General features: G+C 32.9%; 18 protein-coding genes. 8 read left to right on the top strand and 10 right to left on the bottom strand.

Annotation, left to right across the window (positions count from 1 at the left end):
* Window positions 1-224: 224 nt before the first annotated feature.
* Window positions 225-350, bottom strand: coding sequence for a hypothetical protein (locus tag Q4Q47_RS04760; protein WP_303305503.1), 126 nt, complete (start codon window positions 348-350; stop codon window positions 225-227).
* A 260-nt stretch (window positions 351-610) separates the two neighbouring features.
* Window positions 611-1231, bottom strand: a complete 621-nt coding sequence (locus Q4Q47_RS04755; RefSeq protein WP_303305502.1) for a hypothetical protein — start codon at window positions 1229-1231, stop codon at window positions 611-613.
* A gap of 1117 nt (window positions 1232-2348) precedes the next feature.
* Here Q4Q47_RS04755 and Q4Q47_RS04750 point away from each other — a divergent pair.
* Entirely contained in the window at window positions 2349-2630 is a 282-nt protein-coding gene (locus Q4Q47_RS04750) for a GIY-YIG nuclease family protein (RefSeq protein ID WP_303305501.1), read from the top strand.
* 36 nt (window positions 2631-2666) lie between these two features.
* Window positions 2667-2825 carry a GIY-YIG nuclease family protein gene (locus tag Q4Q47_RS04745; protein WP_303305500.1) on the top strand — a complete coding sequence of 53 codons (159 nt, stop codon included), beginning with the start codon at window positions 2667-2669 and terminating at the stop codon, window positions 2823-2825.
* A gap of 3847 nt (window positions 2826-6672) precedes the next feature.
* Here Q4Q47_RS04745 and Q4Q47_RS04740 read toward each other — a convergent pair.
* The 5 genes from Q4Q47_RS04740 to Q4Q47_RS04720 all read right to left on the bottom strand — a co-directional run bounded on the left by Q4Q47_RS04740 (window position 6673) and on the right by Q4Q47_RS04720 (window position 13678).
* A complete protein-coding gene (locus Q4Q47_RS04740) occupies window positions 6673-9336 on the bottom strand; it encodes an outer membrane beta-barrel protein (protein ID WP_303305499.1) in 2664 nt (887 codons plus the stop codon).
* Between the two features lie 1048 nt (window positions 9337-10384).
* Entirely contained in the window at window positions 10385-11377 is a 993-nt protein-coding gene (locus Q4Q47_RS04735; RefSeq protein ID WP_303305498.1) for a helix-turn-helix domain-containing protein, read from the bottom strand.
* Window positions 11378-11663: 286 nt separating this feature from the next.
* Window positions 11664-12650: a helix-turn-helix domain-containing protein gene (locus Q4Q47_RS04730; protein ID WP_303305497.1), complete on the bottom strand. Its 987-nt coding sequence runs from the start codon at window positions 12648-12650 to the stop codon at window positions 11664-11666.
* Window positions 12651-12743: 93 nt separating this feature from the next.
* Window positions 12744-13124, bottom strand: coding sequence for a DUF7793 family protein (locus tag Q4Q47_RS04725; protein ID WP_303305496.1), 381 nt, complete (start codon window positions 13122-13124; stop codon window positions 12744-12746).
* A 173-nt stretch (window positions 13125-13297) separates the two neighbouring features.
* Window positions 13298-13678: a DUF7793 family protein gene (locus Q4Q47_RS04720; RefSeq protein WP_303305495.1), complete on the bottom strand. Its 381-nt coding sequence runs from the start codon at window positions 13676-13678 to the stop codon at window positions 13298-13300.
* 532 nt (window positions 13679-14210) lie between these two features.
* Here Q4Q47_RS04720 and Q4Q47_RS04715 point away from each other — a divergent pair.
* The 3 genes from Q4Q47_RS04715 (at window position 14211) to fsa (ending at window position 20209) form a co-directional block, all read left to right on the top strand.
* Entirely contained in the window at window positions 14211-16631 is a 2421-nt protein-coding gene (locus Q4Q47_RS04715; protein ID WP_303305494.1) for an aminotransferase class I/II-fold pyridoxal phosphate-dependent enzyme, read from the top strand.
* A 648-nt stretch (window positions 16632-17279) separates the two neighbouring features.
* Window positions 17280-19331 carry a transketolase family protein gene (locus Q4Q47_RS04710; RefSeq protein ID WP_303305493.1) on the top strand — a complete coding sequence of 684 codons (2052 nt, stop codon included), beginning with the start codon at window positions 17280-17282 and terminating at the stop codon, window positions 19329-19331.
* A gap of 221 nt (window positions 19332-19552) precedes the next feature.
* On the top strand, window positions 19553-20209 hold the full coding sequence (fsa, locus tag Q4Q47_RS04705) for a fructose-6-phosphate aldolase (protein WP_303305492.1): 657 nt from the start codon (window positions 19553-19555) through the stop codon (window positions 20207-20209).
* A 177-nt stretch (window positions 20210-20386) separates the two neighbouring features.
* On the opposite strand, the gene Q4Q47_RS04700 is transcribed toward fsa, so the two are convergent.
* Window positions 20387-20812 carry a hypothetical protein gene (locus Q4Q47_RS04700; protein WP_303305491.1) on the bottom strand — a complete coding sequence of 142 codons (426 nt, stop codon included), beginning with the start codon at window positions 20810-20812 and terminating at the stop codon, window positions 20387-20389.
* Between the two features lie 311 nt (window positions 20813-21123).
* Between Q4Q47_RS04700 and Q4Q47_RS04695 the strand changes: the two genes are divergently transcribed.
* Window positions 21124-23496: a GAF domain-containing protein gene (locus Q4Q47_RS04695; protein WP_303305490.1), complete on the top strand. Its 2373-nt coding sequence runs from the start codon at window positions 21124-21126 to the stop codon at window positions 23494-23496.
* Between the two features lie 124 nt (window positions 23497-23620).
* Here the strand turns inward: Q4Q47_RS04695 and Q4Q47_RS04690 are convergent, their stop codons facing one another.
* Both Q4Q47_RS04690 and Q4Q47_RS04685 read right to left on the bottom strand, forming a co-directional pair.
* The gene (locus Q4Q47_RS04690) at window positions 23621-24181 is read right to left on the bottom strand and encodes a pentapeptide repeat-containing protein (protein WP_303305489.1); all 561 of its coding nucleotides are present in this window, start codon (window positions 24179-24181) and stop codon (window positions 23621-23623) included.
* A gap of 18 nt (window positions 24182-24199) precedes the next feature.
* On the bottom strand, window positions 24200-25408 hold the full coding sequence (locus Q4Q47_RS04685; protein WP_303305488.1) for a Pycsar system effector family protein: 1209 nt from the start codon (window positions 25406-25408) through the stop codon (window positions 24200-24202).
* A gap of 329 nt (window positions 25409-25737) precedes the next feature.
* On the opposite strand from Q4Q47_RS04685, the gene msrB reads away from it, so the two are divergent.
* Both msrB and msrA read left to right on the top strand, forming a co-directional pair.
* On the top strand, window positions 25738-26199 hold the full coding sequence (gene msrB / locus Q4Q47_RS04680) for a peptide-methionine (R)-S-oxide reductase MsrB (RefSeq protein WP_303305487.1): 462 nt from the start codon (window positions 25738-25740) through the stop codon (window positions 26197-26199).
* Window positions 26189-26728 (top strand): peptide-methionine (S)-S-oxide reductase MsrA, encoded by a 540-nt coding sequence (msrA, locus tag Q4Q47_RS04675; protein WP_303305486.1) that lies wholly within the window; start codon window positions 26189-26191, stop codon window positions 26726-26728. Before msrB ends, msrA begins: the two co-directional genes overlap by 11 nt.
* Window positions 26729-26746 lie beyond the last annotated feature (18 nt).

Genomic DNA, 26746 nt, shown 5'->3' with positions numbered 1-26746 from the left:
TTTTCAGTTTTAATGACCAAAATGTGTTTTCTGATTATTATAAACTACTATTATGGATTACACTTGTACAAAATAATATTAGCACAAGATCCATTATAGTCTTTACCATATAATTGTTCAGTTTTATTAAGTATGGTAACAGTACAAAGTCCAAGATCATGATCAACAGTATCACATTTAACAGGTTCTACCAGCATACACATGTCGTCAGGCCCATGGTGATACTAAGCTTTGGTAATTGGACAATCTTTTGTTATACCATTTTCAACAGAAGAAAAAGCAAGAGAAGTAATTACAGCTAACATTAAAGCAAAAGTAGGTGAAACGATTTTAAAAAATATTGTTTTCATAATAAATGTATTTAATATATACTTTCCAATGTCATATCAGATACCTTTAGGATGGGATTTCTCACTGTGTTCGAAATGACAAATCGTTGCCAAATAACACAAAGACTCAATCTAGTTGAACACTATTATTTTTCAGTTAAAAAGAAAAAAACCAGAACACACTTGTTTTTTGAAAAGAATTCTAAAAATTTAAGAAAAGATATGGCTCTGGCTTTTTTTGGGGTGTTACAGTAAATCTTTAACACTTCATTACAATATTATTATAAAGTAATTAGAGATAGGTTGTTTAATTTGGAAAAGGATTCGCCTGATTTTATTTGTTTAACAAGATCAGCTCTATCTATACCAAAGGTATTGGATAGGTAATGAAACTTTACGATGTTTTTTTTGAGATCATTAGAAGTGGTTAGAAAGCAATACCAGTGGACACCACAATCGATGATTTTGGCTACCGATTTTGAGCCTTTTTTGTAATCCCTTGAAATATATTGGCTTAATGTATAGCCAAACTCATGATACCCCTTAAAAATAAAAGCCGTTAAAACTTCCTGAGGAAGTAGAAATAGCTCTGGTAATTTTTCTTGATCCGTTTTTATATCGGTTTTTAAAAGCTGCATTAAATTTCCTGGAATATTTATTTTTTGAAAGTCACTTTTTAGGTTTAGCCAATGTAAGTGAGCGCTTTTAAATATGTCGCTACTTGAAGCAGTAAAAGGTTTTTCACCAGTCATTTCGGCTTTTGGAACCCCATTTAAAATCATTTGTTTTACAATAACATGATTTCCATATTGTTTAATAGGATTTTCCATTTCAAATTCCCTGTCATCAAATGCTATGAGTTTCTTGTTGGTCTTTTTATGTGTAAATACGCGTTGTACCATTGCTTTTTTATTATTTGGGGTAACTTCTTACAAAAATCGCAAATAAAACTTATTTAAAAAGGATGATAACTTGTCTTAGAGGGATTAATGAAACCCAATTTTGAGATGTCTGCAAGACATACTCAAAGTCGTAAGTTGAATTAATGCTGAACCCTAAGTGCTGAACTAGTTTCAGCATCTAGTGAAATTCTGTGCTAAATTTGTTTCAGTATTTCAGCATTGAGCTAAATCTCAGATTTACACTTTCGTTATATTTTATTAGTGTATTAAAACTGGGTAGATTAATTTGAAAAGTAAATTCAGGACAACTACAAATTAGTACTACCCAGCTTAGGGGGATTATTGTATGAAATTTAAATCTGTCACAAATGTAAGTGATGCAAATTAGCTTAAAGGGAGATAAAAATGTCTGAGAGGGATTAATTAATGAAACTCAATTTTGAGAAGTCTATAAGACGAACTCAAAATTGTAAGTTGAATTAATGCTGAACTTGTTTCAGTATCTGTCTAAATATCAGGCTTATCCTTTAGTTGTAATTTATTAGTAATTATCTCATCAGAGTCGTTTTTTGAATTATATAAGACTTGAAAATATCAAGGTTTAGCCATTAATTATGTGATTTCTCACTGTGTTCGAAATGACTCAGAATGTAAAATAGAACCTGGTTGTCATGTCGAAACCTGTGTTGAGTTTTAATCGCAAAGAATTCTCCGTAGGCTTGCCTCGGGGTTTCCATTGAAATTATAATTCCCGTGAAATCGAAAGATTCATGAATTCATTATTATAAAATAAAAAACAATGAATAAAGCCGGAAATGCAAAGCATTCACGATTTCCTATTTAATGAGATAAAATGCATGAGTAATCTAAATAACAGAATTTCGGTTTTTGACCATTAGGTCAAAAAGAAACGAGCGAAATACCCCCTACGGCTTGCCTCGGGATAGTTCATTTCAAGAAATTCTTTATTTAGATTATGGAATAATATATTTGTAATTTACTCGAAAAAATGATTTAAAAATAGACCAATGGTAGCTAGTCGAAACAATTGAGACAAAAAGAAGTTCCGATGTCACCCTGAGCTTGTCGAAGGGTCGAAGCACAAATTGAAATTAAAATGAAATTTTATTACGTATATATATTACTTTGTTCAGACAAAACCTATTACACAGGAATGACTAACAATTTAGAAAGAAGAATTAACCAACATGAGTCTGGTTATAGAAAAGATAGCTATACCAATTTGGGCGTAAAATGCCGTATTAAAGCCGATGTTATATTAAAATCTAAAAACGCTGTGATTAGATTGCATAACATCATTACGGAATTTATGAACAAGGCATTTAGATTTAAAAAGAACGAGGCGACATGCGGGATTTTACGCCTAAATTGGTATTAAACGTATTCAAGACGACCAATCAAACTAAAATGGTATTTGCAGTGTACTAACCCATCGGAAGCTATTAAAATTGAAAAACAAATTAAAGGGTGGTCTCAACGAAAAAAAGAAGCGCTAATTGATGAGAATTGGAATGATTTAATTGAGTTTTCTAAAAACTATACTGAATATGAACATCCAGATAAGCGAGAATAGTCCTCGACAAGCTCGGACTGACATTCCGTTATTTAATTGTGGGTTTAACTAAATGAAAAAAAAGAATTTAGATTGATATAAATGACTCAGAGTATAGAATTGTCTTTTTTGATTCACTTAGAAATTGAGGTCGATTAAAGTAAGAAAATACAAATATTTTCTTTATTTATTAGGCATTATAAATATAAATTCGTACCTTATTTGAAGTTATAGGATAAATTTCAGCTACGCTCAATCCCCAAGAATCCCTATAAAAAAAGGCGATCGGGCGCAACCGAAATTAGATATCAGACTAAACAAAGATCGATGATAAGACTTAACTTAAAAGGATTAAAACTTGTCCGAAAAGGATGTCTTATAAGTCTGGTTTTGTTAGTCCACGCCTATGGCGTGGCAGGAAAACTCTATTTTGAAAAGTTGCGAAGCAATGCATTCAAAATAGATAGTTGAACTAATCCCGCTTTTCCAGCGGGGTCTTTAGATTTAACATCTTTTATGTTAAATATATTAGGTGTAACAGTCTATGTGTAGGAACATGTTTTTTGAGTTTTGACTTAAAAAAAATGATTAGATTTCTAAGCAAAACTTAATATAATATTTTATTAGTGAAACTCAATTTTGAAAAGTTGCGAAGCAGTGTCTTCAAAATTAGTAGTTGAACTAATCTCGCTTCATGTGCTGAACTTGTTTCAGTATCCAGCGAGATCTTTTGTTTCGGCTACGCTCAATCTGTAGAATTCCAATAAAATGGGGGACTGGGCGCAACCGAAGTCAAAAAGACAAAAATTACTAACCGTAACAAATATCGATGATAAGATTTAATTTAAAAGGATTAAAACTTGTCTGAAAAGGATGTCTTTTAACTTGGTTTTATTAGTCCACGCTTATTGCGTGGCAGGAAAACTCTGTTTTTAAAAGTTGCGAAGCAACGCATTCAAAACAGATAGTTGAACCTGTCCCGCCCAAGGCGGGGCTAATCCTGCTGGAAAAGCGGGATCTTTGGGTTTAATACCTTTTATGCTAAATATTTAGGTATAACAATCTATGGGTAGCAGTATGTCTTTTTGTTTTGACTTCAGGGAACACTTGTATTTATAGCTGAATATTAATGAATATATTATACTTTTTTGCCATTGCAGCGAAAAGAATCAAATCTGTCTGGCCGGCATGAAAGTATAGACTTACTAAAATTCTGTTTAAAATGCTATGGAGAAACCCCAACCACAGATAAAAAGAACTCGCTCTATGATCTTAGTTTATTTTTTATGATCTCTGTTCATTTTTTTCTTGATAAAAAAACCCTTCGACTTTGCTCAGGATAAAACGAGCCAAAAAAATCAAGTCAGATATAGGAAATTGCTGCACACCATTCGCTTTGAAAGCTACATGCTTCAAGCTGCGCTTGGCACTTCCGCTTTATGCTCATTATTTCTGAAGTCTGACCGAGTTTCTATTCGGCTTATTGACTTCGATTATAAAATTTGGCCTCCAAGTTTATTTATGATAGAAATGTTTCTCGGTCAATAGTGTCTTAAAGGTTTTTTAAAGTGTTCTTTTGAGGGTAGTAATAATGCTCCTTTATGAGTTGAAAATTAAAATGGAGATGTTTTTTATGATCTCTGTTCATTTTTTTCTTGATAAAAAAAAGAACCAAAAAAATCAAGTCAGACATAGGAAATTGCTGCGCACCATTCGCTTAGAAAGCTACATGCTTCAAGCTGCGCTTGGCACTTCCGCTTTACGCTCATTATTTCTGAAGTCTGACCGAGTTTCTATTCGGCTTATTGACTTCGATTATAAAATTTGGCTCCAAATTTATTTATGACAGAAATGTTTCTCGGTCAATAGTGTCTTAAATGTTTTTTAAAGTGTTCTTTTGAGGGTAGTAATAATGCTCCTTTATGAGTTGAAAATTAAAATGGAGATGTTTTTTATGGCCTCTGTTCATTTTTTTCTTGATAAAAAAACCCTTCGACTTTGCTCAGGATAAACCGAGCCAAAAAAATCAAGTCAGACATAGGAAATTGCTACACACCATTCGCTTTGAAAGCTACATGCTTCAAGCTGCGCTTGGCACTTCCGCTTTACGCTCACTATTTCTGAAGTCTGACCAAGTTCCTATTCAACTTAATCGAAAAGAATTCCTCGAGGCTCTGTCTCGGGGTTTCCGTTGAAATTGTCATTCCCGAGAAGGCGGGAATCTAAATACAGAATTTTGATTTTTGACCCAAAGGCCAAAACTTTGTGCTCAACTTGATTGGGTATGAAATGAACGAAATACCTCTATGGTTCTGCTTCGAGAATAGTTCGTTTCAAAAAATTCTTTATTAACTTCAATTATAAAATTTAGCCTCCAAATTTATTTATGACAGAATTTTTATCAATGCTAAATTCTTTTTGAATTTCACTCGAAATTATTTTATAACTTTTAAATATTATTCACGTTGACTTATGAATATTTGAAACAAAAAAGAATATTTTTTGTTTCGGCTACGCGCAATCAGTAGAATTCCAGTAAATGGTGATTGGGCGCAACCGAAGTCAAAAAGACAAAAATTACTAACCATTACAAATATCGATGATATAGTTTAATCCAAATGGATTAAAACTTATCTGAAAAGGATTTAACCCGCATTATTCATTAGAAAATCTATTACGTCTTGAAACTACTTCAAAACCTAGTGCTTCGCTATACTTTTTGATTTAACCATAGTGGTGCTATGCTGAAATCAAGAAAGTATTAGGCTTTATTGTATTTACAAGTCTCATGACGAAGTTCTAATGCATAATGCGGGTTTAACGATATTATACTGGTTTTGTCAAAAAGAATGAGGTCATTCTGAGGAGTATCAGAGTGCGACTGCCTGCATTGAGCGTAGTCAAAATGTGAGAATCTGTTTGTGAGTTTACTTCAATTTATATTTTGAGTTCAATAGCATCCTAAACGTTTTGTAAGGTTTTATTTAAGAGTTGTATTATTAGTTTGTTGTGAGCTAAAACTTAAAATAGAAGTTTATTTTTTATAATCTATGTTCATTTTTTTCTTGATAAAAAAACCCTTCGACTTTGCTCAGGATAAACCGAGCCAAAAAAATCAAGTCAGACATAGGAAATTGCTGCGCACCATTCGCTTAGAAAGCTACATGCTTCAAGCTGCGCTTGGCACTTCCGCTTTACGCTCATTATTTCTGAAGTCTGACCAAGTTCCTATTCAACTTAATGATTTCAATTATAAAATTTAAATTTATTTAGGACAGAATTGTTTTGAGTTCTCAATAAAAGATTGTTACACTTTAGCTTGTCTTGAGTACTTCGGCTTCTCAGTATAAACTAAAAGCCAAAAAGGTTCAGTGCAGACTTATTGCTCCTCCCTGTCTGTTGGCAGTTATAATATACCCACAAATATTAATCTGTTAATAAAATAATCAAAACATGAATCGTAGATAAAACGCCCTAGGGTTTGTAGGCGAGCGTCAAATGTTTGAAGATGGCGTTAAAAAAGAAATGCTGTTTGAGCTTTGCCAAAAGAAAACAAACGATCAGGGAAGGTTGTTTGGGAGATAGCGTTTGCAAGCTAGAAATTAACATAGTGCGAGTTCATTTCTTTTAGACATTAAAAACTCATTTGACCGCCGAAAAACCCAAGGCTAGACTTTTTTGTTTCTTTTTTGGGCAATGCAAAAAAGATCTGGATAAAAGAAATGAACTAATGATTCAATGTATTAAGAGCATAAAAATAAATGTTCTTATAAAAGATCTGGATATACCATAGCTTCTGACAGACGGCTTCACAATGACGATTGATTTGACGTGACGTCTTGTTTGAAGATATAGATGAGCATATTCTCTAAAAATTATTAAACTTCCAACTAAAACTTAGCATAAAGTACTGTTTAAGAACCTTGCTTTGAGAATCCCGGATATAATTTTGAGTGGCGATACGTCTGGCGTTTGTGTTTTGATTTAATAAATCGTAAACTTTTAAAGACAAAGTCCCTTGGTCTTTGAACATAGAATAGGCTAAGGTCGTATTCCAAAACCAGGCACTTTTTTGAAAACCTTCAGCAACATTTGGATTATAATTAAAACTAATGTCGTGCCGCCATTCAAATTTTTTAGGAACAAATGTTGTTATTTGTAATCCGGCCGAATGATTGATAAACTCCTGATCTTTAAAATCGTCCAGATCAAATGTAGTTTTGTTAAACGATAGTCTATAATTTGGCACCACCCTCATAATAGCATCCCACGCAAAGGTGATCCCTACATGGGGTGTTAGAGCTGTATTGTTTGAAGCATATTGTACGGCATTATTAAAGTTAACCGCTCTGTTTGTACTTGCAGACAGACCTACACTATATTTAAGTGTTTTTAAACTGTCTATTTTCACCGTTTTATTATAGCTACTGCCAACATTTAAACTATACCCTCCATTTACATTAGCATAGCTTGTGTTTCGTACAAAATTGTCATCAATAGTTGTTTTAGTAACTACTTGATTGTTGCTTAAATTAGCATAGGCGTGGCTAAAGAAACCACTGCGTTTTTGAAAGTTGAATGTATTGTACCCAAAATAAAAACTATGCGTATTTGTCGGTTTTAAGTTAGGGTTTCCAATTATCGTATTTAAGGGGTTAGTGACATCTTGAAAGGGATTTAATTGCGATAATTGTGGCGGCGTGTTATCTAAACCATAGCTGGCGTATACATATGATTTTGGGTTAAATTGATACTGAAAATGAGACCGTAGCTCTATGGTTTCAAAATCACGTGTTAAACTTAACTGGGGTCTTAAAAAATCGATATGCTCTAAAGTTCTATATACATAACCTACTTCAGAACTGGCAGACCATTTTTCTTTTTTATAAGTGAGTCTTAAAGCAGGTGTGCTTCTTGTGTTCGTATATTCAAAATCTGTACTTAGGGCTTCATCAAATAAAGTGAAATCTTGTGTGTCCGGATCAAAAGCGTAAGTACGCTTTATATTTTCCTGTTTGTCGTTTCTGTAATTAAATTTAAGATCTAAAAATAATGCTTTTGCTATTAACGGCCATCTGAGGGATACATTGGTATTGAGTCCTTTTGATTTTTGGTCGCCATCCGTAAATTGATTTCTATTAATGGTTTCCGGATTCGTTCCAAAAATAGCGGTTTCAGAATTTAAATAGTTTTCAGACTCTGTAACGTTATATTTATTTGAGATATTGAATCTTAAATAGGTGCCGTTGTTACCAAATCGTTTTGTAATACTTAAACGATTACTGAAATTCTTATTTAAAGTCTCTGAAAATGAAGATGTACTGGATTGATTTGTTAAAGTGTTTTCTTCATTTCTGGATGCCTCATTTGAAGTGCTTTCTGTTTTGTTTTTGGTACCATTAAATGATGGGTTTATATTGATTAAAAGTGTAGAATCCACTTCAATGTTGAACCCTAAACGAACATTATGATTATCCCCTTCATGATATGATTTTGTATTAGAATTGGAATGATATCTTGAATCGGGGAGAATATTTTCTTGTTGTATGGTGCTCTCATTTTCTGTACGGCTATTAGAGAAAAAATAATTAGCAGAGATGTCACTCTTTTCTTTTAATTTATCGACATAATTGACGCCATAATTTTGAGATACTGTAATGCCTTGTCCGCTGGTAAGGCCACCTCCGAAACTAAATCCGGGCGAATTGATATTGTTCCCTCCTGTAAGGAGACTAATACGCTGATCATTATCAAAAAGATTAAGCATACCGGCAAACTTATTACGCTTATTGGTTCCTGCACCAGCTGCAACTTGTCCAAAAACACCATCATTATTTTCTTTTTTTATGACGAGATTGATCGTTTTTTTCTCTTTATCTCCTTCGTCTCCGGCAAAAGCTTCGGCCTTGGTTTTTGTATCTGTAATTTGAATGTTCTCAATGATTTCTTTGCTTAAATGCCTGGTCGTTATAGTGGGATCATTGCTGAAAAAAGGTTTTCCATTGACTAGAATGTTATCCACTTCTTTACCATTTATAGTTATTTTCCCTTCTTCATTAATGTCTACACCTGGTAGTTGCTTTAATAAATCTTCAACATTGGCATCTTTTTTAGTTTTAAAAGCCGCCGCATTGAACTTTAAAGTGTCTTTTTTTATGACCACCGGAGGGCTAACTTTTATAAAGATTTCTTCTAATGCATTAAGATCTGTTTTCAGTCCAACGGTGTTTAAATTAATGGATTCCTGATCTAAATGAATAGTTTGATAATAGGTTTGATATCCAACATAAGAGATGTAAAAGTTTAAACGGGTATCTGCTGTTTTGCCTTCCAAAGAAAACTTGCCATTTTTGTCTGAAATGGTATAGGTAACTAATGAGCTATCCTTAACACGTTTTAAATAAATAGTTGCAGCTTCTAAAGGAGTTTTATCAGATTCTGCAATTAAAGTTCCGGAAATTTTAAACGGTTTCGTTTGTGCGAAAGATATGGTTTGATAGAGCATTGTTAGTACAAAAAAACAATATTTCACACGTTTAAATTTTAGTTAATTGTTTTGTAATGAATTAATTACATGATCTGTATGGCACATCGTTCTTACATTAAAAATAAAAATCGTTTTGTTAGCAACCATTTTATAGTTATAGTAAACAAAAGCACATATGTTCTATTTGTCTTCTCGAACCTTTTGTCTCCAGTTTATGCTGAGTGCAGTCGAAGTACTCAAGATAAATTAAAGTAGAGAGGTTGTTGACTTTCCAGATATTAAATAGACCTCGACTTTAGTCTGTCTTGAGCTAAGACGAAAGGTTCTATCTGACATAGATATAGTTAACATGTTGAATTTGAGTAAAATAATAGTCAAGCTCAGGTTAATGGGTAGCAATATGATTATCAATTGATGCTATGAACTTGGTGTCCAATACTTTATATTTTGTTCTTTTCAAAATCAGTTACGCTTAATCTCCAAAACCCTAATAATGGAGACCATACGCAACCGAAGTTGAAAAGACAACTAACTAACTAACAACTATAGAACAAATATCGAAGATAAAACTTAACTCAAATGGATTAAAACTTGTCTGAAAAGGATGGATGTAGTATGTAGTTGGCAGTAGGCAGTGTTCAGTTTGTTAAAGTGTGGTTTGAAATCCAGAGTCTATTTTCAAGCCTTTGCTTCTTAGCGAGACATGGAGTATTTAGTGTTCAGTCTCAGTGTTCAGTTGGTGGTTTTAGTGGTAAACAGTAGATAATTTGATATTTAGAAGACGGAAGACGGAAGACGGAAGACGGAAGACGGAAGACGGAACTTAATACTTTTTATTTTGATTTGGAATTTAGTATTTTGAGCTAGAAGCTAGAAGCTAGAAGCTAGAAGCTAGAAGCTAGAAGCTAGAAGCTAGAAGCTAGAAGCTAGAAGCTAGAAGCTAGAAGCTAGAATCCAGAGCTTTGTAAATAATACTTAATACTTTTTACTTCGTGACCATTTGGGATTTAATATTTTAACCAACAACCAACAACCAACAACCAACAACCAACAACCAACAACCAACAACCAACAACCAACACCTAACAACTAACTACCCTAACACATCACCAGATTGTTTTCTTAAATCCCTTGGAGTAAAACCATATTTTTCCTTGAAAGCCTTAGAAAAATGGGGCGCACTTATAAAGCCTGTTGCATGTGCCACTTCTTTTATGGACGTATCCGTATGTTGAATTAATATACTGGCTTTTCTTAATCTTTCATTTATTAAAAAGCGAAAAACGGTTTGCCCGTATAATTGCTTGAATCCATACTTTAACTTGTATTCATTGGTTCCAAAGATATGTGCTAATTCTATCAACGGAGCAAGTGGTTTATCTAAATTGTTAATAATATGATCATGTACCTTTCGGATTTTTCTAATATCAGAAAAACTTAGGTTTAACCGTTTACTTTTATTACCGGTCTGGAAGTGCTTAGTTGCTTTATTTTTATCCTTTCCGGAACTCACCATTTTTCGTAATTCAGTTTCCCTTTCCGTACTGTTTTTAATAATATCTATAGATGTAATCACAATTCTTTCCAATTGATTGACCGGATCAACAAATTTACTTACCAGGCAATTTGCTGTTAGAATTAACTGTTGTTTGGTTTTAAAGGATAATACAATAAATTCCTCATGAGCATCTAGGTTTGTATGAGCTAACTTAGATTTCAAACCATTCCAGGCTAATTTTGAATCCTGAGTTAGAAATGTAGAAAACACTTCTTCTAGTAACTCATCATCATCAAAAAACAGCACTTGTTTTATATGAGAATTAAAAGCAATAATGGTGTCTTCCAAATCTAATACAAAGAACATTTGAACCACGTGCTTGTAAGTTTCATTTAGGTTTGCATAACCTTGATGGATAAAAGAGGATTTTACTTCCTGAAAGGTCATGTTGACCAGTGCGGTAAGGGCTTCAATATCATCATCCAAATTGGATCTTTCAATATTGTATGAAAAATTTCCACTGGCAAATTCCATAAGCATGGTATGGATTTGTTTTATTCTTTGCTTATTAGTCTCATCGTTGTACATAAATATATAGGTTTATTTATTGAACTCATTTTGACTTTTTCTATTTCCTAAAACCTGCCTGCCGGGAGGAATGGCTAAAATTCGCACTTATTTCGTTACTTTTATTATCCATAGCGATGCTATGCCTTTCAAAAAGTGCCTAATCTGGACAAATTTTATCTCATTTTCGGTTAAACATTAAAAGTCAAAATGAGTTCATTGTTCGAGAGATTTAATACTATTTTAAACTGAAAAAAATAAAAATTATTTCATTAAAGAAATAAAATTTATGTAAAATTCTTACTAATTATTCCAAATGGTCATTGGGTCGTTTTCTCAAATCCCTTGGAGTAAAACCATATTTTTCCTTAAAAGCTTTAGAAAAATGGGGCGCACTGATAAAGCCTGTTACATGTGCCACTTCTTTTATGGACGTATCCGTATGCTGAATTAATACACTGGCTTTTCTCAGTCTCTCATTTATTAAAAAGCGAAAAACGGTTTGCCCGTATAATTGCTTGAATCCATACTTTAACTTGTATTCATTGGTTCCAAAGGTATGTGCTAATTCTACCAATGGAGCTAGTGGTTTGTCTAAATTGTTTATAATATGGTCATGTACTTCTCGGATTTTTTTAATATCAGAAAAACTTAGGTTTAACTGTTTGCTTTTATTACCAGTCTGGAGACGTTTTGTTACTTTATCTTTTCCCAAACTCACCTTTTTTCGTAATTCAGTATCCCTTTCCGTACTGTTTTTAATAATTTCAATCGATGTAATCACGATTCTTTCCGATTGATTGACCTGATCAACAAATTTACTTACCAGGCAATTTGTTGTTAGAATTAACTGTTGTTTGGTTTTAAAGGATAGTACAATAAATTCCTCATGAGCATCTAGGTTTGTATGAGCTAACTTAGATTTCAAACCATTCCAAGCTAATTTTGAGTCTTGAGTTAGAAATGTAGAAAATGCTTTTTCTTGTAACTCATGATCATCAAAAAACAGCATTTGTTTTATACGAGAATTAAAAGCAATAATAGTGTCTTCCAGATCTAACACAAAGAACATTTGAACCAAATGCTTATAAGTTTCATTTAGGTTTGCATAACCTTGATGGATAAAAGAGGATTTTATTTCCTGAAAGGTCATGTTGACCAGCGCTATAAGAGCTTCAATATCATCATCCAAGTTGGATCTTTCAATATTGTAAGCGAAATTTCCACTGGCAAACTCCATAAGCATGGTATGGATTTGTTTTATTCTTTCCTTATTAGTTTCATCATCGATCATGATTACTACATTTAGGTTTATTTAATGTTCAATAGATTTAATATTATTTTTAACAAGAAAAATAAGAGGGATATACATCCACGTTGGTCAAAACTATCTATGATTGTTTAGAAATTCTAGAGCTTCCTCTTTTTCGAAAAACGTCTGAATCTTGATAGTGGGGTTACTGGTTTTAATATAAAAATTTAAGATGGCATTGTTTAATGGATTATTGACCAATATTGCCACAGCTTTCATCAGTACTGAGCCTTCAAGTGCAAAGTAGTCTCTTGCTTTTTTATTTAAGCTTTTAATGCCTCTGGCGTCACAAAAGATTAAAAACTCCCTGCCTTGTTGCAATGAAAGTCGGTCTTCTACAACTTTCATGGCTACAGACAGGTCAATAGAGATTCCTTTTTTATAAACAAAATAAAGGATGTCCTCTTCAATCCAATACTTAGCATACTTATTTTCTATTTCTATATGGGCTATCAAACTATTTTAAAATTTAGGTTAAAAAAATACGAATAAAACTGAAATTACAGATGTCATCATCATTTTGTGTTGATTTAATTATTGATGCATTTATATACAGTTAAAAACTGGAAAAATCAATGACTATTTTATTTGAAAGCGGGAAGAGAGTATAAGCTTTACAAATTTATATACTATTCACTATTGAGGTTATTTAGAAACTCTAAAGCTTCTTCCTCTTTAGTAAAGACCTGGGTCGTGATAGCGGGATTACTAGTTTTAATATAAAAACCAGATATGGTATTGGTCAATGGGTTGTTGACTAATAAAGCAACAGCTTTGATTAAGACCGAACCTTCTATGGCCAAGTAGTCCCTTGCACTTTTATTTACGCTTTTAACACCTCTCATATCACAAAAGATTAGAAATGCTTTACCTTGTTGCAATAAAAGTCGGTCTTCTACAACTTTCATGGCTGCAGACAGGTCAATAGAGATTCCTTTTTTATAAACAAAATAAAGGATGTCTTTTTCTGTCCAAAACTTCGCGTATTCGTTTTCTATAAGGTCTTTCAAAGTATTTTAAAATTTGGGGGTTTCGAAAATTTCATAACTTATTTAAATTTAAATATACGTATTATTATTAATTATTTGTATTAATTTAATTCATTTAAGAGAGAAATGCCTTTCTTGTAAAGTGAGACAAGTTACAACAAAACAAACTATTATAAAACAAATATAAATACAATTATTTTAAATTAGCTGGGGTAAAACCGTACTTTTTAACCCCTTAGGAATAATTTTGATGTACTTTTTACTTTACAATTTAGAAAGTATTTTTTTTAATCTCAGGAAGTTTCAATTATTTGTATCTCAGTTGGTTAGTGGCTTTGTTCCCGAGTTATTAAAAATGTAATATATTTTTTTACCCAAATAAAACTTACCTGAGAGGGATAAAAACTTATCTGTAAGGGATTTTTTCTTGAATCCTAAGAATTATAATAAGGTTAGGTTATAAATTTTCATAGTTTTATATGCTTCCATGAATCGAATTTATGGGTTTCTCTAACTTCATCTAAATTTCGCTAACCTTCTAATGTACCATTAAATGGCAAAAATTAAGCACAATAACTTTTTGGATACCGTTAATGAGGTATTTACAGATGCAAAAAAACAAGGCGTATTACATTTATACGCAGAGGGAGATAGTTTTACGGGTAGAAAAATAAGAGTAAAGCAAAAAGATCTTTTTCATTTCGGAACAACAGGCTATTTAGGTCTGGAACAGGACAAGCGTTTAAAAGAAGCTGCCATGGATGCTATTTATAAATATGGAACACAGTTTCCGCTTTCTAAAAGCTATATTTCAAATCCGTTATATCGCAAACTTGAAGAGAAAGTGACACAGTTGTATAATGCTCCTGTTATTATTACAAAAAATAGTACGCTTGGGCATCTTGGAGTTATTCCCAGTGTTGTTAATGATGGAGATGCTATTATTTTAGATCATCAGGTACATTGGAGTGTGCAAAGCGCATCTAATGTGCTTAAAACCCGTAGTGTACCTATTGAGATGATTAGACACAGCCATCTGGGCATGTTGGAAGATAAAATAAAAAAATTATCTTCTAAATACAAAAAGATCTGGTATATGGCAGACGGTGTTTATTCTATGTATGGAGATGTTGCTCCCATAAATGAGCTTATGCAGCTATGTAATAAATATCCACAATTACACCTGTATTTAGATGATGTTCACGGAATGAGCTGGGCAGGTAGAAATGGAACGGGTTATGTACTTAGTAAACTGGATGAATTACCCGATAATGTATTATTGTTTGGAACGTTAAGCAAAACTTTTGGAGCTAGTGGGGCAGTTGCTGTATGCACTGATAAGAAAAGATACCATAAAATTAAAACCTTTGGAGGCCCTTTAACTTTTTCAGCTCAATTAGAACCTGCTTCTGTTGCTGCAGCTATTGCGTCCGTCGATATTCATCTTTCTCCTGAGATTTATATGCTTCAAAATGAGTTGTTAGAGCGCATTACGTTGTTTAATACATTATTAGCAAATACAGATTTGCCTTTAGTTGAACAAAATAATTCACCGGTATTCTATATAGGTACTGGAATGCCTATTACTGGATATAATTTTGTGAATAGATTGATGAAAGAAGGGTTTTTTGTGAATTTAGGAATATTTCCAGCAGTACCCGTAAAGAATACTGGCGTGAGAATTACTATTTCCAGACATAACCAGGCAGAAGAAATAAAAAGTCTGGTAGATGCTATGGTTTATCATTACCCAAAAGCTTTAGAAGAGACCTATACCACTCCGGATAAAGTACGGATAGCTTTTAAACTACCCATTTTAAATGAGGTGCCAAAAAAGCAGATCGTTGAAGAATTTTGTATTGGATATGAAAACACCATTCAACACATCGATAAAGATGAATGGAACAACCTTATGGGGAAACAAGGCGCTTTTGATTGGGATGGCCTACTTTTTCTTGAAAACGTTTTTACGAAAAATGAGCGTGATGAAAATAACTGGGACTTTCACTATATCATAATTAAAGATGAAATGAATACCCCTATACTAGCTACATTTTTTACGTATGCTCTTTGGAAAGAAGATATGCTTGCACCAATTTCTGTTTCTATTAAATTAGAGAAAATACGAAAAAATGATCCTTATTATCTAACTTCTAAAGTGTTGGGTATGGGGTCGCCGTTTACGGAAGGAGAACATCTGTATTTGGATAAATCTCATCCACATTGGAAATTAGCAATGAAACAGATGTTAGATAAAATTGAAGATCTGGAGCAACAATGTAACTCAAATTGGTTGGTGTTAAGAGATTTTGAACACGATGATGAACTTAGTCAATTATTTCATCAACAAGGGTTCATTAAGACAGTAATGCCTGATTCGTGTCAAATACTTGACCTTTATTGGAAAACCATGGATGAATATCCGGAGTCATTATCCACACGCTCCAGAAAACACTTTAAAAAAGATATCAAACCTTATGAAGACCATTTTAAGGTCGTATACAATGATGGACCTAATCGAAAACAAATAGATCAATTTTACGAGTTGTATAACAATGTGAATAAGCATAATCTTGCTTTGAATATGTTTCCCTTACCGAAAAAGCTGTTTACAATGATGTCGCAGCATCCTAATTGGGAGTTTTTAACGTTGTATTTAAAAGAGGCATTTAACGAAGGGAACTCACATGTTCCGGTGGGGGTTATGTTTTGTTACAAAAATATGGGAGAGACATATACGCCTGCCTTTATTGGTATGAATTACAATTATACCGATGAACATCAGATTTATAGACAGCTATTGTATCAAACAATCAAACGAGCTACCAAACTTGGGTTTAAAAAGATAGATTTTGGTATGACAGCATCCTTTGAGAAGAAAAAAGTGGGAGCGACTATTATTCCTAAAGCGGCCTATATACAGGCAAAAGATAACTTCTCTATAGAGTTAATGGGAGTCATGGAAAATAATTAGCCTTTAGGAGTAAATGTTAGTTAGTTGTCAAGAAAACTTGAGAAATCTTATAATTATGAGATTTACTGCCTGCCGGGGAATGTCAGTAAATTATGGATAGAATGTGTCAATTTTGTCATTCCGACGAAGGAGGAATCCCATTAGGCAAATCAGATTGTGAGATTCTTCGACTCCGACAACTGTCGGAATGCTCTGAATGACACTGCTCCCATGAAAAATGAAGTCATTATGTCATTCAGAAGGAGGAACGACTGAAGAATCTGAAACTCCTTTTCGTTTCATTGGTTATTAGTATATAAGTATTAGTATATAAGCGTAATAGTTATATGTGTATCCTTTGTTTTCATTTGATCCGAACATGATGAGATTCTTCGCTGTGCTCTGAATGACAAAACATATTATTTTTATTCATAGAACATATTATTTATAGTTATTACTTAAGAGAAAGTATACGTTTAACAAACATATTAACAGTTGTTATTAAATTATTCAATTTTAATAATACCTAACAGGTTAAAGGTTATATATTTGCAAAATATATTTTTCCACTATGTTAAAGGAGAATTTTTTAGATAAAAATCTATGTTTTTCTTTAATTAATTTTTGGGAATCTATTAAGTAAAATTAAACGTAAACCATAATTTTAAAATGAACAGAACAATTGATCAGCAAGCGGCAGATAATATTAGAGCATTAGCTGTAGCTATGGTAGAAAAAGCGAATTCAGGACATCCGGGTGGTCCTATGGGAGGTGGCGATTTTATGCACATCTTATATTCTGAGTTCTTCAATTACGATCCGTCAGATATGACATGGCCGTTTAGAGATCGATTTTTTATGGATGCTGGGCATTTATCTACTTTAATGTATGCACAGTATTACCTTTTAGGGAATTATGAGAAAAAAGATATTGAAAACTTCAGGCAATGGGGGTCTGTAACACCTGGACATCCAGAAGTAGATGTTGCCAGAGGTATAGAAAATACGTCGGGACCATTAGGACAAGGACATACTATGGGTGTTGGAGCTGCCATCGCAGCAAAGTTTTTACAGGCACGGTTTGGAGATTGGATGAACCACAAAATATATGGCTTTATTTCTGATGGAGGTATTCAAGAAGAGATCTCTCAAGGTGCTGGTAGAATTGCAGGTCATTTAGGGTTGAACAATTTTATTATGTTCTTCGATTCTAACGACATTCAGTTATCAACATCAACAGATGAGGTGACTACCGAAGATACAGCCATGAAGTATGAAGCTTGGGGCTGGAAGGTTGTTACTATCGATGGACATGATCATGATGCTATTAGAAAGGCTTTAACAGATGCAAATAACGAAACTGAAAAACCAACCTTAATAATAGGTAAAACTATTATGGGGAAAGGTTGTGTAACTGCAGACGGAAGTATGTTTGAAGGGTACTGTGAATTACACGGACAGCCGATTAGTAAAACAGGAGCAGATTATACAAAAACCTTATTGAATTTAGGTGCTAATCCTGATGCCCCTTTTGATAAATATGAGGATGTAAGTGCGTTTTACGACACATTAATAAAAGAGAAAACAGCAAAAGCGGCTGAAAAGAAAGCAGTTATTGAAGCTTGGAGACAAGACAATAAAGCACTTTCAGATAAATTAGATCACTTTTTATCAGGAGAGCTTCCAGATTTAGATTTCGAATCTATTGAATATAAAGCTGGATTAGCTACCAGAGCAGCATCTTCTAGTGTACTTGGGTATTTAGCAGAGCATGTTGAGAACATGATTGTATCTTCGGCAGATTTATCCAATAGTGATAAGACCGACGGGTTTTTAAAGAAAACGCATGCATTACAAAAAGGAGATTTTAGTGGATCATTTTTACAGGCTGGTGTAGCCGAGCTAACCATGGCATGTATTGCAAACGGTATCGCACTACACGGTGGTATTATTCCAGTAGTAGCAACCTTCTTTGTGTTTTCAGATTATATGAAACCAGCGATTCGTTTAAGTGGTATTCAGGAATTAGGTGTAAAATACGTTTGGACACATGATGCATTTCGTGTTGGAGAGGATGGTCCTACACATCAACCGATAGAGCAAGAAGCGCAAATAAGATTGTTAGAGAAACTAAAAAACCATAGTGGTAAAAATAGTTTCTTAGCATTACGTCCTGCGGATTCAGCAGAAACAGCTGTAGCATGGAAAATGGCTTTAGAAAACAGTAATACCCCATCAGGTTTAATATTATCAAGACAAGGGGTTAAAGATATTCCAGCTAATGATTCATCAAGATATCAAGAAGCTTTAGCAGCAGAAAAAGGAGGATATTTAGTGAAAGAAGTTGAGAACCCAGATGTTGTTTTAATTGCTAACGGATCGGAAGTTTCAACCTTGATTGAAGCTGCAAAACTACTTGAAGAAAGAGAAAATATTAAAGTGAATATTGCTTCAATAATTTCTGAAGGCGTGTTTAGACTACAATCTAAAGACTATCAGGAAAGTATTATTCCAAAGGGAAAACCGTTATATGGCTTAACAGCAGGTTTACCAGTGAATTTACAAGGGCTTGTAGGCGAAAATGGCAAGGTTTTCGGAGTCGATCATTTTGGTTATTCAGCACCTGCAGGTGTTTTAGATGAGAAGTTTGGTTTTACAGGAGAAAAAGTATGCCAAAATGTAATTGAGTATTTAAATGAGACATCTATGGCTAAAATTTAATTATGTTATACCATTTTACATTTGTATTTGTCGTTAAAGAAAATGATGATTTTTTTCTTTATATGAATAATAAAAATAAAGCATAGCCTTTGTTATGGTTTCTTTTTCTTTTGAAATAGAAAGGAAAAAAGGGAGGTTTATTACGGTAAATACAAATGTAAAGTGGTATTAGCCCTTTGAAAGAAATAGATTTAAACAGATAAAATAATAAATACAAGCAAATGAAATTTTTTATAGATACGGCCAATCTCGGTGATATTGCAGAAGCTCAAGCTTTAGGAGTTTTAGATGGTGTGACAACAAATCCATCATTAATGGCAAAAGAAGGTATTACAGGAGCTGAGAATATTTTAGCACATTACCAAAAAATTTGTGATTTAGTTGATGGCGATGTAAGTGCAGAAGTGATTTCTACCGATTTTGAAGGTATGGTATCAGAAGGAGAAAAATTAGCAGCTTTACACCCACAAATAGTTGTGAAATTGCCATTAATAGCAGATGGGATTAAAGCCTGTAAATACTTTTCAGATAAAGGAATAAAAACCAATGTAACTTTGGTTTTTTCTGCAGGGCAAGCATTGTTGGCTGCAAAAGCGGGAGCTACTTATGTATCTCCGTTTATTGGTAGATTAGATGATATTTCTACCGATGGCTTGAATTTAATAGCTGAGATTAGACAAATTTATGATAACTACGCTTTCGATACTCAAATTTTAGCAGCATCTGTGCGTCATACCATGCACGTCATAGATTGTGCTAAATTAGGATCTGATGTTATGACAGGACCCTTATCGTCAATTAAAGGGTTGCTTAAGCACCCGTTAACTGATATAGGTTTAGCTAAATTTTTAGAAGACTATAAAAAAGGAAATCAGTAAATAGTTTTCTTTTAACCGTATAAGGTAAAAGAGGCTATTAGAAAAGTCATTACAATTACGTTGTCAGGTTGAGCTTGTCGAAACCGATATTCATTCCAAAAGAGAAAAAATATTTCGACAAGCTCAATATGACAAACGTTTTTCTTTTCTAATAGCCTTTTTCTTTTTGAATTGGTATTACTGATCTTCAGAAGCAAATTTTCCGTAAACTAAACTCGCAAGAATACCCATGATTGCAAAATGAATAACATAAATAATGGCATTTATAATCGTTCCGGGTAGGTCTAAAATATTAGATGTTGAGTGATCAATAAGCCCACTACCAAGGCCTATTAAAATACCAACCCATATACCAAATTGAGCACCATGAGAAAAGCTGTATGTACCTCGGTCCCATTTTGAATATATAGTTGAAAATGCGAATCCTACAATTAAACAACCAACAGCTAGCAAAGCCATGTCTGGCATTTCTTTCATAAGGCCAGAGGTAACAGTATGATCTGTCAGCATGGGATCACCTATAATTCCCCAAAGTACCCAGCCGCCAAGAAATCCCCAAATGGTGGTAATAATCGTTGAAATTAAATTTGTTTTTGAAAACATAATTTTAGTTTTAATTGGTTAATATTCAGATAAATATATGTAAAATTATGACATCTTCATTTATCTTATAAAGACTTTTTAGAGAGCCTCATCATAGTTTTTTATTAGCTAAAGGTTTTTAAATAGTGACAATTCAGCCGAATTTAATCAAAAGAATTCTCCGAAGCTCAGTCTCGGGGTTTCCGTTGAAATTAGATAAAAGATATAATAAATTTAACATTTAAACTTGTAACATTTTTGATGTTATCAAGTCTAGTTTATATCGACTAAAGCAATAATTTGTAACTTTGTATTCTAAGAGAACCCATACTATGGATATTAACGATAATATCGAATCGCCTTTAAATTTAAAAGTGAGTTTTGATTTGCTACTTAAGCATTATAAAGCTTTAGCTAAAAGTGATGATGAATTTGTAGCAGCTAGAGCGAAGCGTATCTTAAATACGGCTCATGCATATCCTGAATTAGAAGAAGGTTTTAGCGATTTTTCAATATTAAAAAAAAGAGAAAAAGAGATAGCAGTCATTCTTGAAGATTCTTTTAGTCCTATTCTAACTAAAAATGAAATAAAAACAGCATCCGTTCCTTTTCACAATTTGATTTTTAATTCATCCGAAAGATTTAAAAGTATTATAAAAACTGCTGGTGACGATTTTGAGCTTCAAATGAAAAATATGCCAGAAGATGATACATATATTATTGCATGTACCATTATTTTAAATTTTTGCTATGGCTATAATTTGAATTTTAAAAGACCATTTTATTACGAAATACCTGATGCTAATGGGATACTTCGTTATTATAAAATACTATATAATGCAGATTTTTGTGAAATTGTTCCAACAGAGATTGCAAAAAAAATTACTAAAGCAGATTATGATGAATTATTGGATAATTTTGAAAACATAGAGCTTTGGAAAGAAAAGTTTCCTCCTAATAGCTATATATTCAAAGGGTTCGTTATATCAAATATTTTTGATGTTACAGACGATCAGTCCATATCTAATATTAAGTCTAATCTTATAGGGGAAGACAAGCGGAAAGAAGAAGGTTTTATTGAGGAATTTCATGAAGTTTTCAGATCTCTTTTAGGAATAAATGATTTAAAAGTTGGTTTTTCAATCTTTAATGAAGAAGAACAAACATTTGAACGTGTTTATGGTGTTGGTATGCATAGCTTTTTACTGAACAATTCGGAAAACGCTAGTTGCAAAGGTGCTTTATGTGGTTGGTCATATAATAGGCTGCTAAATGAAAGTAAATATTTTTCGGTGTCAGATGTAGATAAAATGTTTAAATTATCTAAAGGAAAAGCACCACATATAGCTTCATTACATGAACAAGGTATTAAAAGTGCGATTTTTGCACCTATAGCTAATGATAAAGGTTTAATGGGGATACTGGAAATAGTATCTAATAAGCCACAAGTGCTTAATAGTATAAATGCCAATAAGTTAATAGATGTTATGCCTTTTATTGTATCGGCAGTCGAACGATCAAAAAGTGATGAAGAGAATTTAATAGAAGCGATTATACAAAAAGAATGTACCTCAATTCATCCAAGTGTACATTGGCGATTTGAAAAAGAGGCGAAGAATTTTATTAAGTCAGAAATGAGTGGTGAACAAGCTATTTTTAAAAAGATAGCTTTCGAGAACATCTACCCACTTTATGGACAAATTGATATTAAAGGATCGTCAGAGGCACGAAATAAGGCCACACAGCAAGATTTAACACTTCAATTAACAGCCATTAAAAGAATATTTAAAAGTGCTTCAGAAATAGAAGGCTTACCAATTTATGATCAATTTATATATCAGACCGATAATTATCTTAAAGGTTTAGGTGACCATTTTCAAGTAGACAGTGAACAACAAATCTCTGAGTTTTTTAAACGAGATATAGAACCGGTGCTTAAACACTTATATACAATAGATGAATTAAAAGAGCAAATTGATGCCTATTTTGATAGTATTGATGATAAAGTAAATATGCTTTATAGACATAGAAAAGAGTATGATGATACTATTGCAGTGATTAATAAAGAAATGGCATCCCTTTTAGATGCAAAACAAGTAGAGGCGCAACAAATGTATCCGCATTATTTTGAACGTTTTAAAACAGATGGGGTAGAACATAATATGTATGTTGGAGAATCTATTACTAGAGAGGATAGTTTTAACCTTATCTATTTATATAATTTACGTTTGTGGCAATTACAGGTGATGTGTGAAATGGAAAACTCATATTATCAAATGCAATCAAGCTTCCCGGTATCGCTAGATGTCGCATCTATGATATTAGTATTTAATCAGCCCTTATCTATAAGTTTTAGAATGGATGAAAAACAGTTTGATGTGGACGGGACTTACAATGCCCGTTACGAAATTGTAAAAAAACGAGTAGATAAAGCTTACATAAAAGGAACCACAGAACGCGTTACTCAAAAAGGAAAAATTAGTATTGTATATTCTCAAAAACAAGACGAAAGAGAGTATTTAAGATATATTAAATTTTTACAATCCAGACATTATTTAGATACCGATATTGAAATCCTAGAACTTCAGGATTTACAAGCTGTTACAGGGCTAAAAGCGATTCGGGTAAGTGTGTTATATCATAAGGATGAAAACGATAAGGCATTCTATACTTATGAAGACTTAATGAAGGAAATTAAGGCTTAAATTCCTGCGGAGGCAGGAATCTGTTACCTCTAAATACTACTTTCCTTAGTGTAACGATGCAATTCGCAATGCGTGGAAAAATGTCTCCGTTTAATATTTAATGAGATTCCTGCCTTCGCAGGAATTAAGTTATTTTAATTTGATACTTACTCAGTAATCCTGCAATATTTTCTTTTGAAAATTTAGCATGCTTCATTCTGTTGTTTTCGGGGTCTAGCGATATATTGTAAGCTGTATTAAAGTTAACACGCTCCAGTGTTGTATTTTGAAAAAGAGCATTCTTTAAATTACAGTTTTGAAAAGTAGCTCCTGTTAAATTGGTTTCAGTAAAATCTACTCCTGTTAAATTACAGTTTTTAAAAAGCATTTTTTTTAAGGTTAGATTATAGAATACGGAAAGTTCTAGATTGCAATTATCAAAAGAAATAGATAAAAATAAATCGTCACAGTTATTAAAATGAATGCCTAATAATTTGCAATTAGAAAAGGAAACATCATTAAGTACCGAGTGATTTATATTGGTTAAACTAAAATGGCAATCGGTAAACTGACAGTCTGTAAAAGACATGTTTGATAAATCGACATTCACAAAATTACAGTTTGTAAATCTACAATCTTCATATTCTCCCTTGTCTAAAGGTTTTTCTGAATAGTTTAGATCTTCAAAATCTTTATTTTCAATCAATGGTGTTTCGAAATTTAATTATACAGCAGTAGTACCAGAAAAAAATTGAAATGCAATAGCAAAAGAAAGAACACTCACTATAATACCTACCATAAAAACGCTATAGGTGAGTCGTAGTATTTTATATTTTTTATCTAAAACCAATCCGAGAAAATATAGATCTTTTTTCATAGAAGAATAAAGATAATCTCTATCCTGCATCATTTCACCCATGGCCCATTCAAAGTCTTTAAGGCTCATTTTATGAAAGTTACCAAAAAACAATAAGTTAACTTTTTTATTAGCAACATCATTTTTAGTAAACTTACCGCTTGTAACATTTGGGCGAGTAGCTAAAATGGATAGCACAATAGATATAACTGTAAACAATACAAAAATAATTGTGGGAACAATTAAATATTGGTTTGAAGGATTGTCTAATTTTGAAACTAAGTTAGAAAGGACTAAAGATACAATTATAGCATTAACCGATAATAAAATATTAGCCTTCGTATCTGCAATATTACTTAAAGTGATGTGGTTCTTAAGAGTCACCCTAAACATGGTTTCAATACCTCGTTCTGGTAATGCGACTTTGTTTTTTTTTAAACTTAACTCTTCTTTTTTATACTTTAATTTGGTGCTGTCCTGCTTTAGCTTATTTTGAGCTTTTAATAACTGTGCTAGGTTTTTACTCTTTACTTTATCCCACTTTGCGGAAGCTTCATTAGTATAGAATCTATGATCATTAGATAGAAAATCAATATTCATACTTAGCCATTCTTCATCACTGAGTGTCTTGTTGCAAGCAAGCTCCCATTCTTTTCTAAGAAGCTCGGTAATGTCGCCAAATTTTTTGCTTCCTATATGAGCACAATCGGCATCCCTTATTGTTTTTTCCAGTTCATTTTTTGGCTCGTATTTCATTTTAGTAGCTAAAATCAAATCGGATATACTTTTTATATCGTTTTCAGACACGTTGTGCTCTTTTAGAAAAGCGTCCGCAATTTTCACACTTTCAGCTTCATGATTATCTATGCTTTTGGTGTAACCAGTGTCATGAAACCAAGCGCTTAATAGTAAAAGTGATTTGTCTGTTTCTTTTAAATTTGCAAGCTCAGCCAGTTCATTAGCTTTTTTGACTACATTTTGTGTATGTGATAAATTATGATAAACAAACTTGTTATCAAGATTATCATTTAAATATTGAATGACATATTTTTCTGCTTCAGCAATAAGATTGTCCATAGAAAAGAAATGATTTTCAGTAAAAATACTAAACTTTAATTAATGAAGAGTAAACGCTATATTTTGTCGTATATTTCAATGTTACTTTACATTTATGTTTATTGACTTTTAGCTTGAAATTAATAGATTTGAATATGTTTCAGAGACCTATAAAATCACTTGTCCGAGTAAGCATATGATGCAGGATCTTATGTAAACAGCCTCATTTTCCTTACGTCGAACTCAGGTTGTAAGGAATTAAACTTAGATTAGACTAGTATTAAGGTAAAAGCATATTAATATTGGACTCATCTTGAGTTTTTAATTTAAAAAAGAAAGGAAACATTATTATGCTAACTTGGAAAGAAGTAATCAACTTTTCTGTAAATGGAAATCCAACTCCAGACAGACGTGTTGAAAAAACAGATGGAGAATGGCGCACTCAATTAACCCCAGAACAATTTAGAATTACCAGACAAAAAGGCACGGAGCGCCCTCATAGTGGTGCACTTTGTAGTACACATGATGCAGGTAAATATAACTGTGTCTGTTGTGATGCGCCTTTGTTTGATTCTACTATTAAATTTAGTTCAGGAACGGGTTGGCCCAGTTTTACACAACCTATTAAAGAAAATGCTATTAAGTATGAAAGAGATACAGCATTTGGGATGGTACGAGTAGAAGTGATGTGTAATACCTGTGATGCGCATTTGGGGCATGTATTCCCAGATGGTCCAGACCCCAGTGGGTTACGGTATTGTATAAATTCTGAATCTATGCAATTGGAAAAGGAGACAATCAATGGCAAATAAAAATTTAGAGTTAGCCACATTTGGTGGTGGTTGTTTTTGGTGTACAGAAGCTGTGTTTCAAGAAGTAAAAGGTGTAGAAAAAGTAGTGTCTGGTTATTCTGGAGGGAATGTTCCAGGACATCCAACATATCGTGAAATTTGTTCAGGATTAACAGGGCACGCGGAAGTGATACAAGTAATGTTTAATGCTCATACAATTTCTTATGAAGAGCTGTTAGTTATTTTCATGACAACTCACGATCCCACAACCTTGAATCGACAAGGAGCAGATAGAGGCACACAATACCGATCGGTGATTTATTATCATAATGAAAAGCAAAAAGAGATTGCTGAGATTGTTTTAAAGGAAATGACTCCTTATTATGAAAATCCTGTGGTTACAGAAATTAGTCCTTTAGATGTGTTTTATGAAGCCGAAAGAGAACATCAAGACTATTACAGCAATAATCAAGAACAAGGCTATTGTAGTTTCGTTATTACGCCTAAATTGGCAAAACTGCGTAAGCTTCACGCAGATAAATTAAAATAGAAATAAATAGATTTCCAA

The organism is Flavivirga spongiicola (genome assembly GCF_030540825.1).
In the GTDB taxonomy this organism is placed as follows: Bacteria; Bacteroidota; Bacteroidia; order Flavobacteriales; family Flavobacteriaceae; genus Flavivirga; species Flavivirga spongiicola.
Note: the sequence above shows the minus strand (reverse complement) of the source record. Positions and strands in the feature narration are given on the sequence as shown.

Excerpts from the sequence above, each read along its gene's own strand:
- Q4Q47_RS04715 (WP_303305494.1), top strand. The coding sequence starts at position 14,211 with ATGGCAAAAATTAAGCACAATAACTTTTTGGATACCGTTAATGAGGTA.
- Q4Q47_RS04695 (WP_303305490.1), top strand. The coding sequence starts at position 21,124 with ATGGATATTAACGATAATATCGAATCGCCTTTAAATTTAAAAGTGAGT.
- Q4Q47_RS04685 (WP_303305488.1), bottom strand. The coding sequence starts at position 25,408 with ATGGACAATCTTATTGCTGAAGCAGAAAAATATGTCATTCAATATTTA.
- Q4Q47_RS04730 (WP_303305497.1), bottom strand. The coding sequence starts at position 12,650 with ATGATCGATGATGAAACTAATAAGGAAAGAATAAAACAAATCCATACC.
- msrB (WP_303305487.1), top strand. The coding sequence starts at position 25,738 with ATGCTAACTTGGAAAGAAGTAATCAACTTTTCTGTAAATGGAAATCCA.
- Q4Q47_RS04755 (WP_303305502.1), bottom strand. The coding sequence starts at position 1,231 with ATGGTACAACGCGTATTTACACATAAAAAGACCAACAAGAAACTCATA.
- msrA (WP_303305486.1), top strand. The coding sequence starts at position 26,189 with ATGGCAAATAAAAATTTAGAGTTAGCCACATTTGGTGGTGGTTGTTTT.
- Q4Q47_RS04760 (WP_303305503.1), bottom strand. The coding sequence starts at position 350 with ATGAAAACAATATTTTTTAAAATCGTTTCACCTACTTTTGCTTTAATG.
- Q4Q47_RS04700 (WP_303305491.1), bottom strand. The coding sequence starts at position 20,812 with ATGTTTTCAAAAACAAATTTAATTTCAACGATTATTACCACCATTTGG.
- Q4Q47_RS04735 (WP_303305498.1), bottom strand. The coding sequence starts at position 11,377 with ATGTACAACGATGAGACTAATAAGCAAAGAATAAAACAAATCCATACC.
- Q4Q47_RS04710 (WP_303305493.1), top strand. The coding sequence starts at position 17,280 with ATGAACAGAACAATTGATCAGCAAGCGGCAGATAATATTAGAGCATTA.
- fsa (WP_303305492.1), top strand. The coding sequence starts at position 19,553 with ATGAAATTTTTTATAGATACGGCCAATCTCGGTGATATTGCAGAAGCT.
- Q4Q47_RS04750 (WP_303305501.1), top strand. The coding sequence starts at position 2,349 with ATGAAATTTTATTACGTATATATATTACTTTGTTCAGACAAAACCTAT.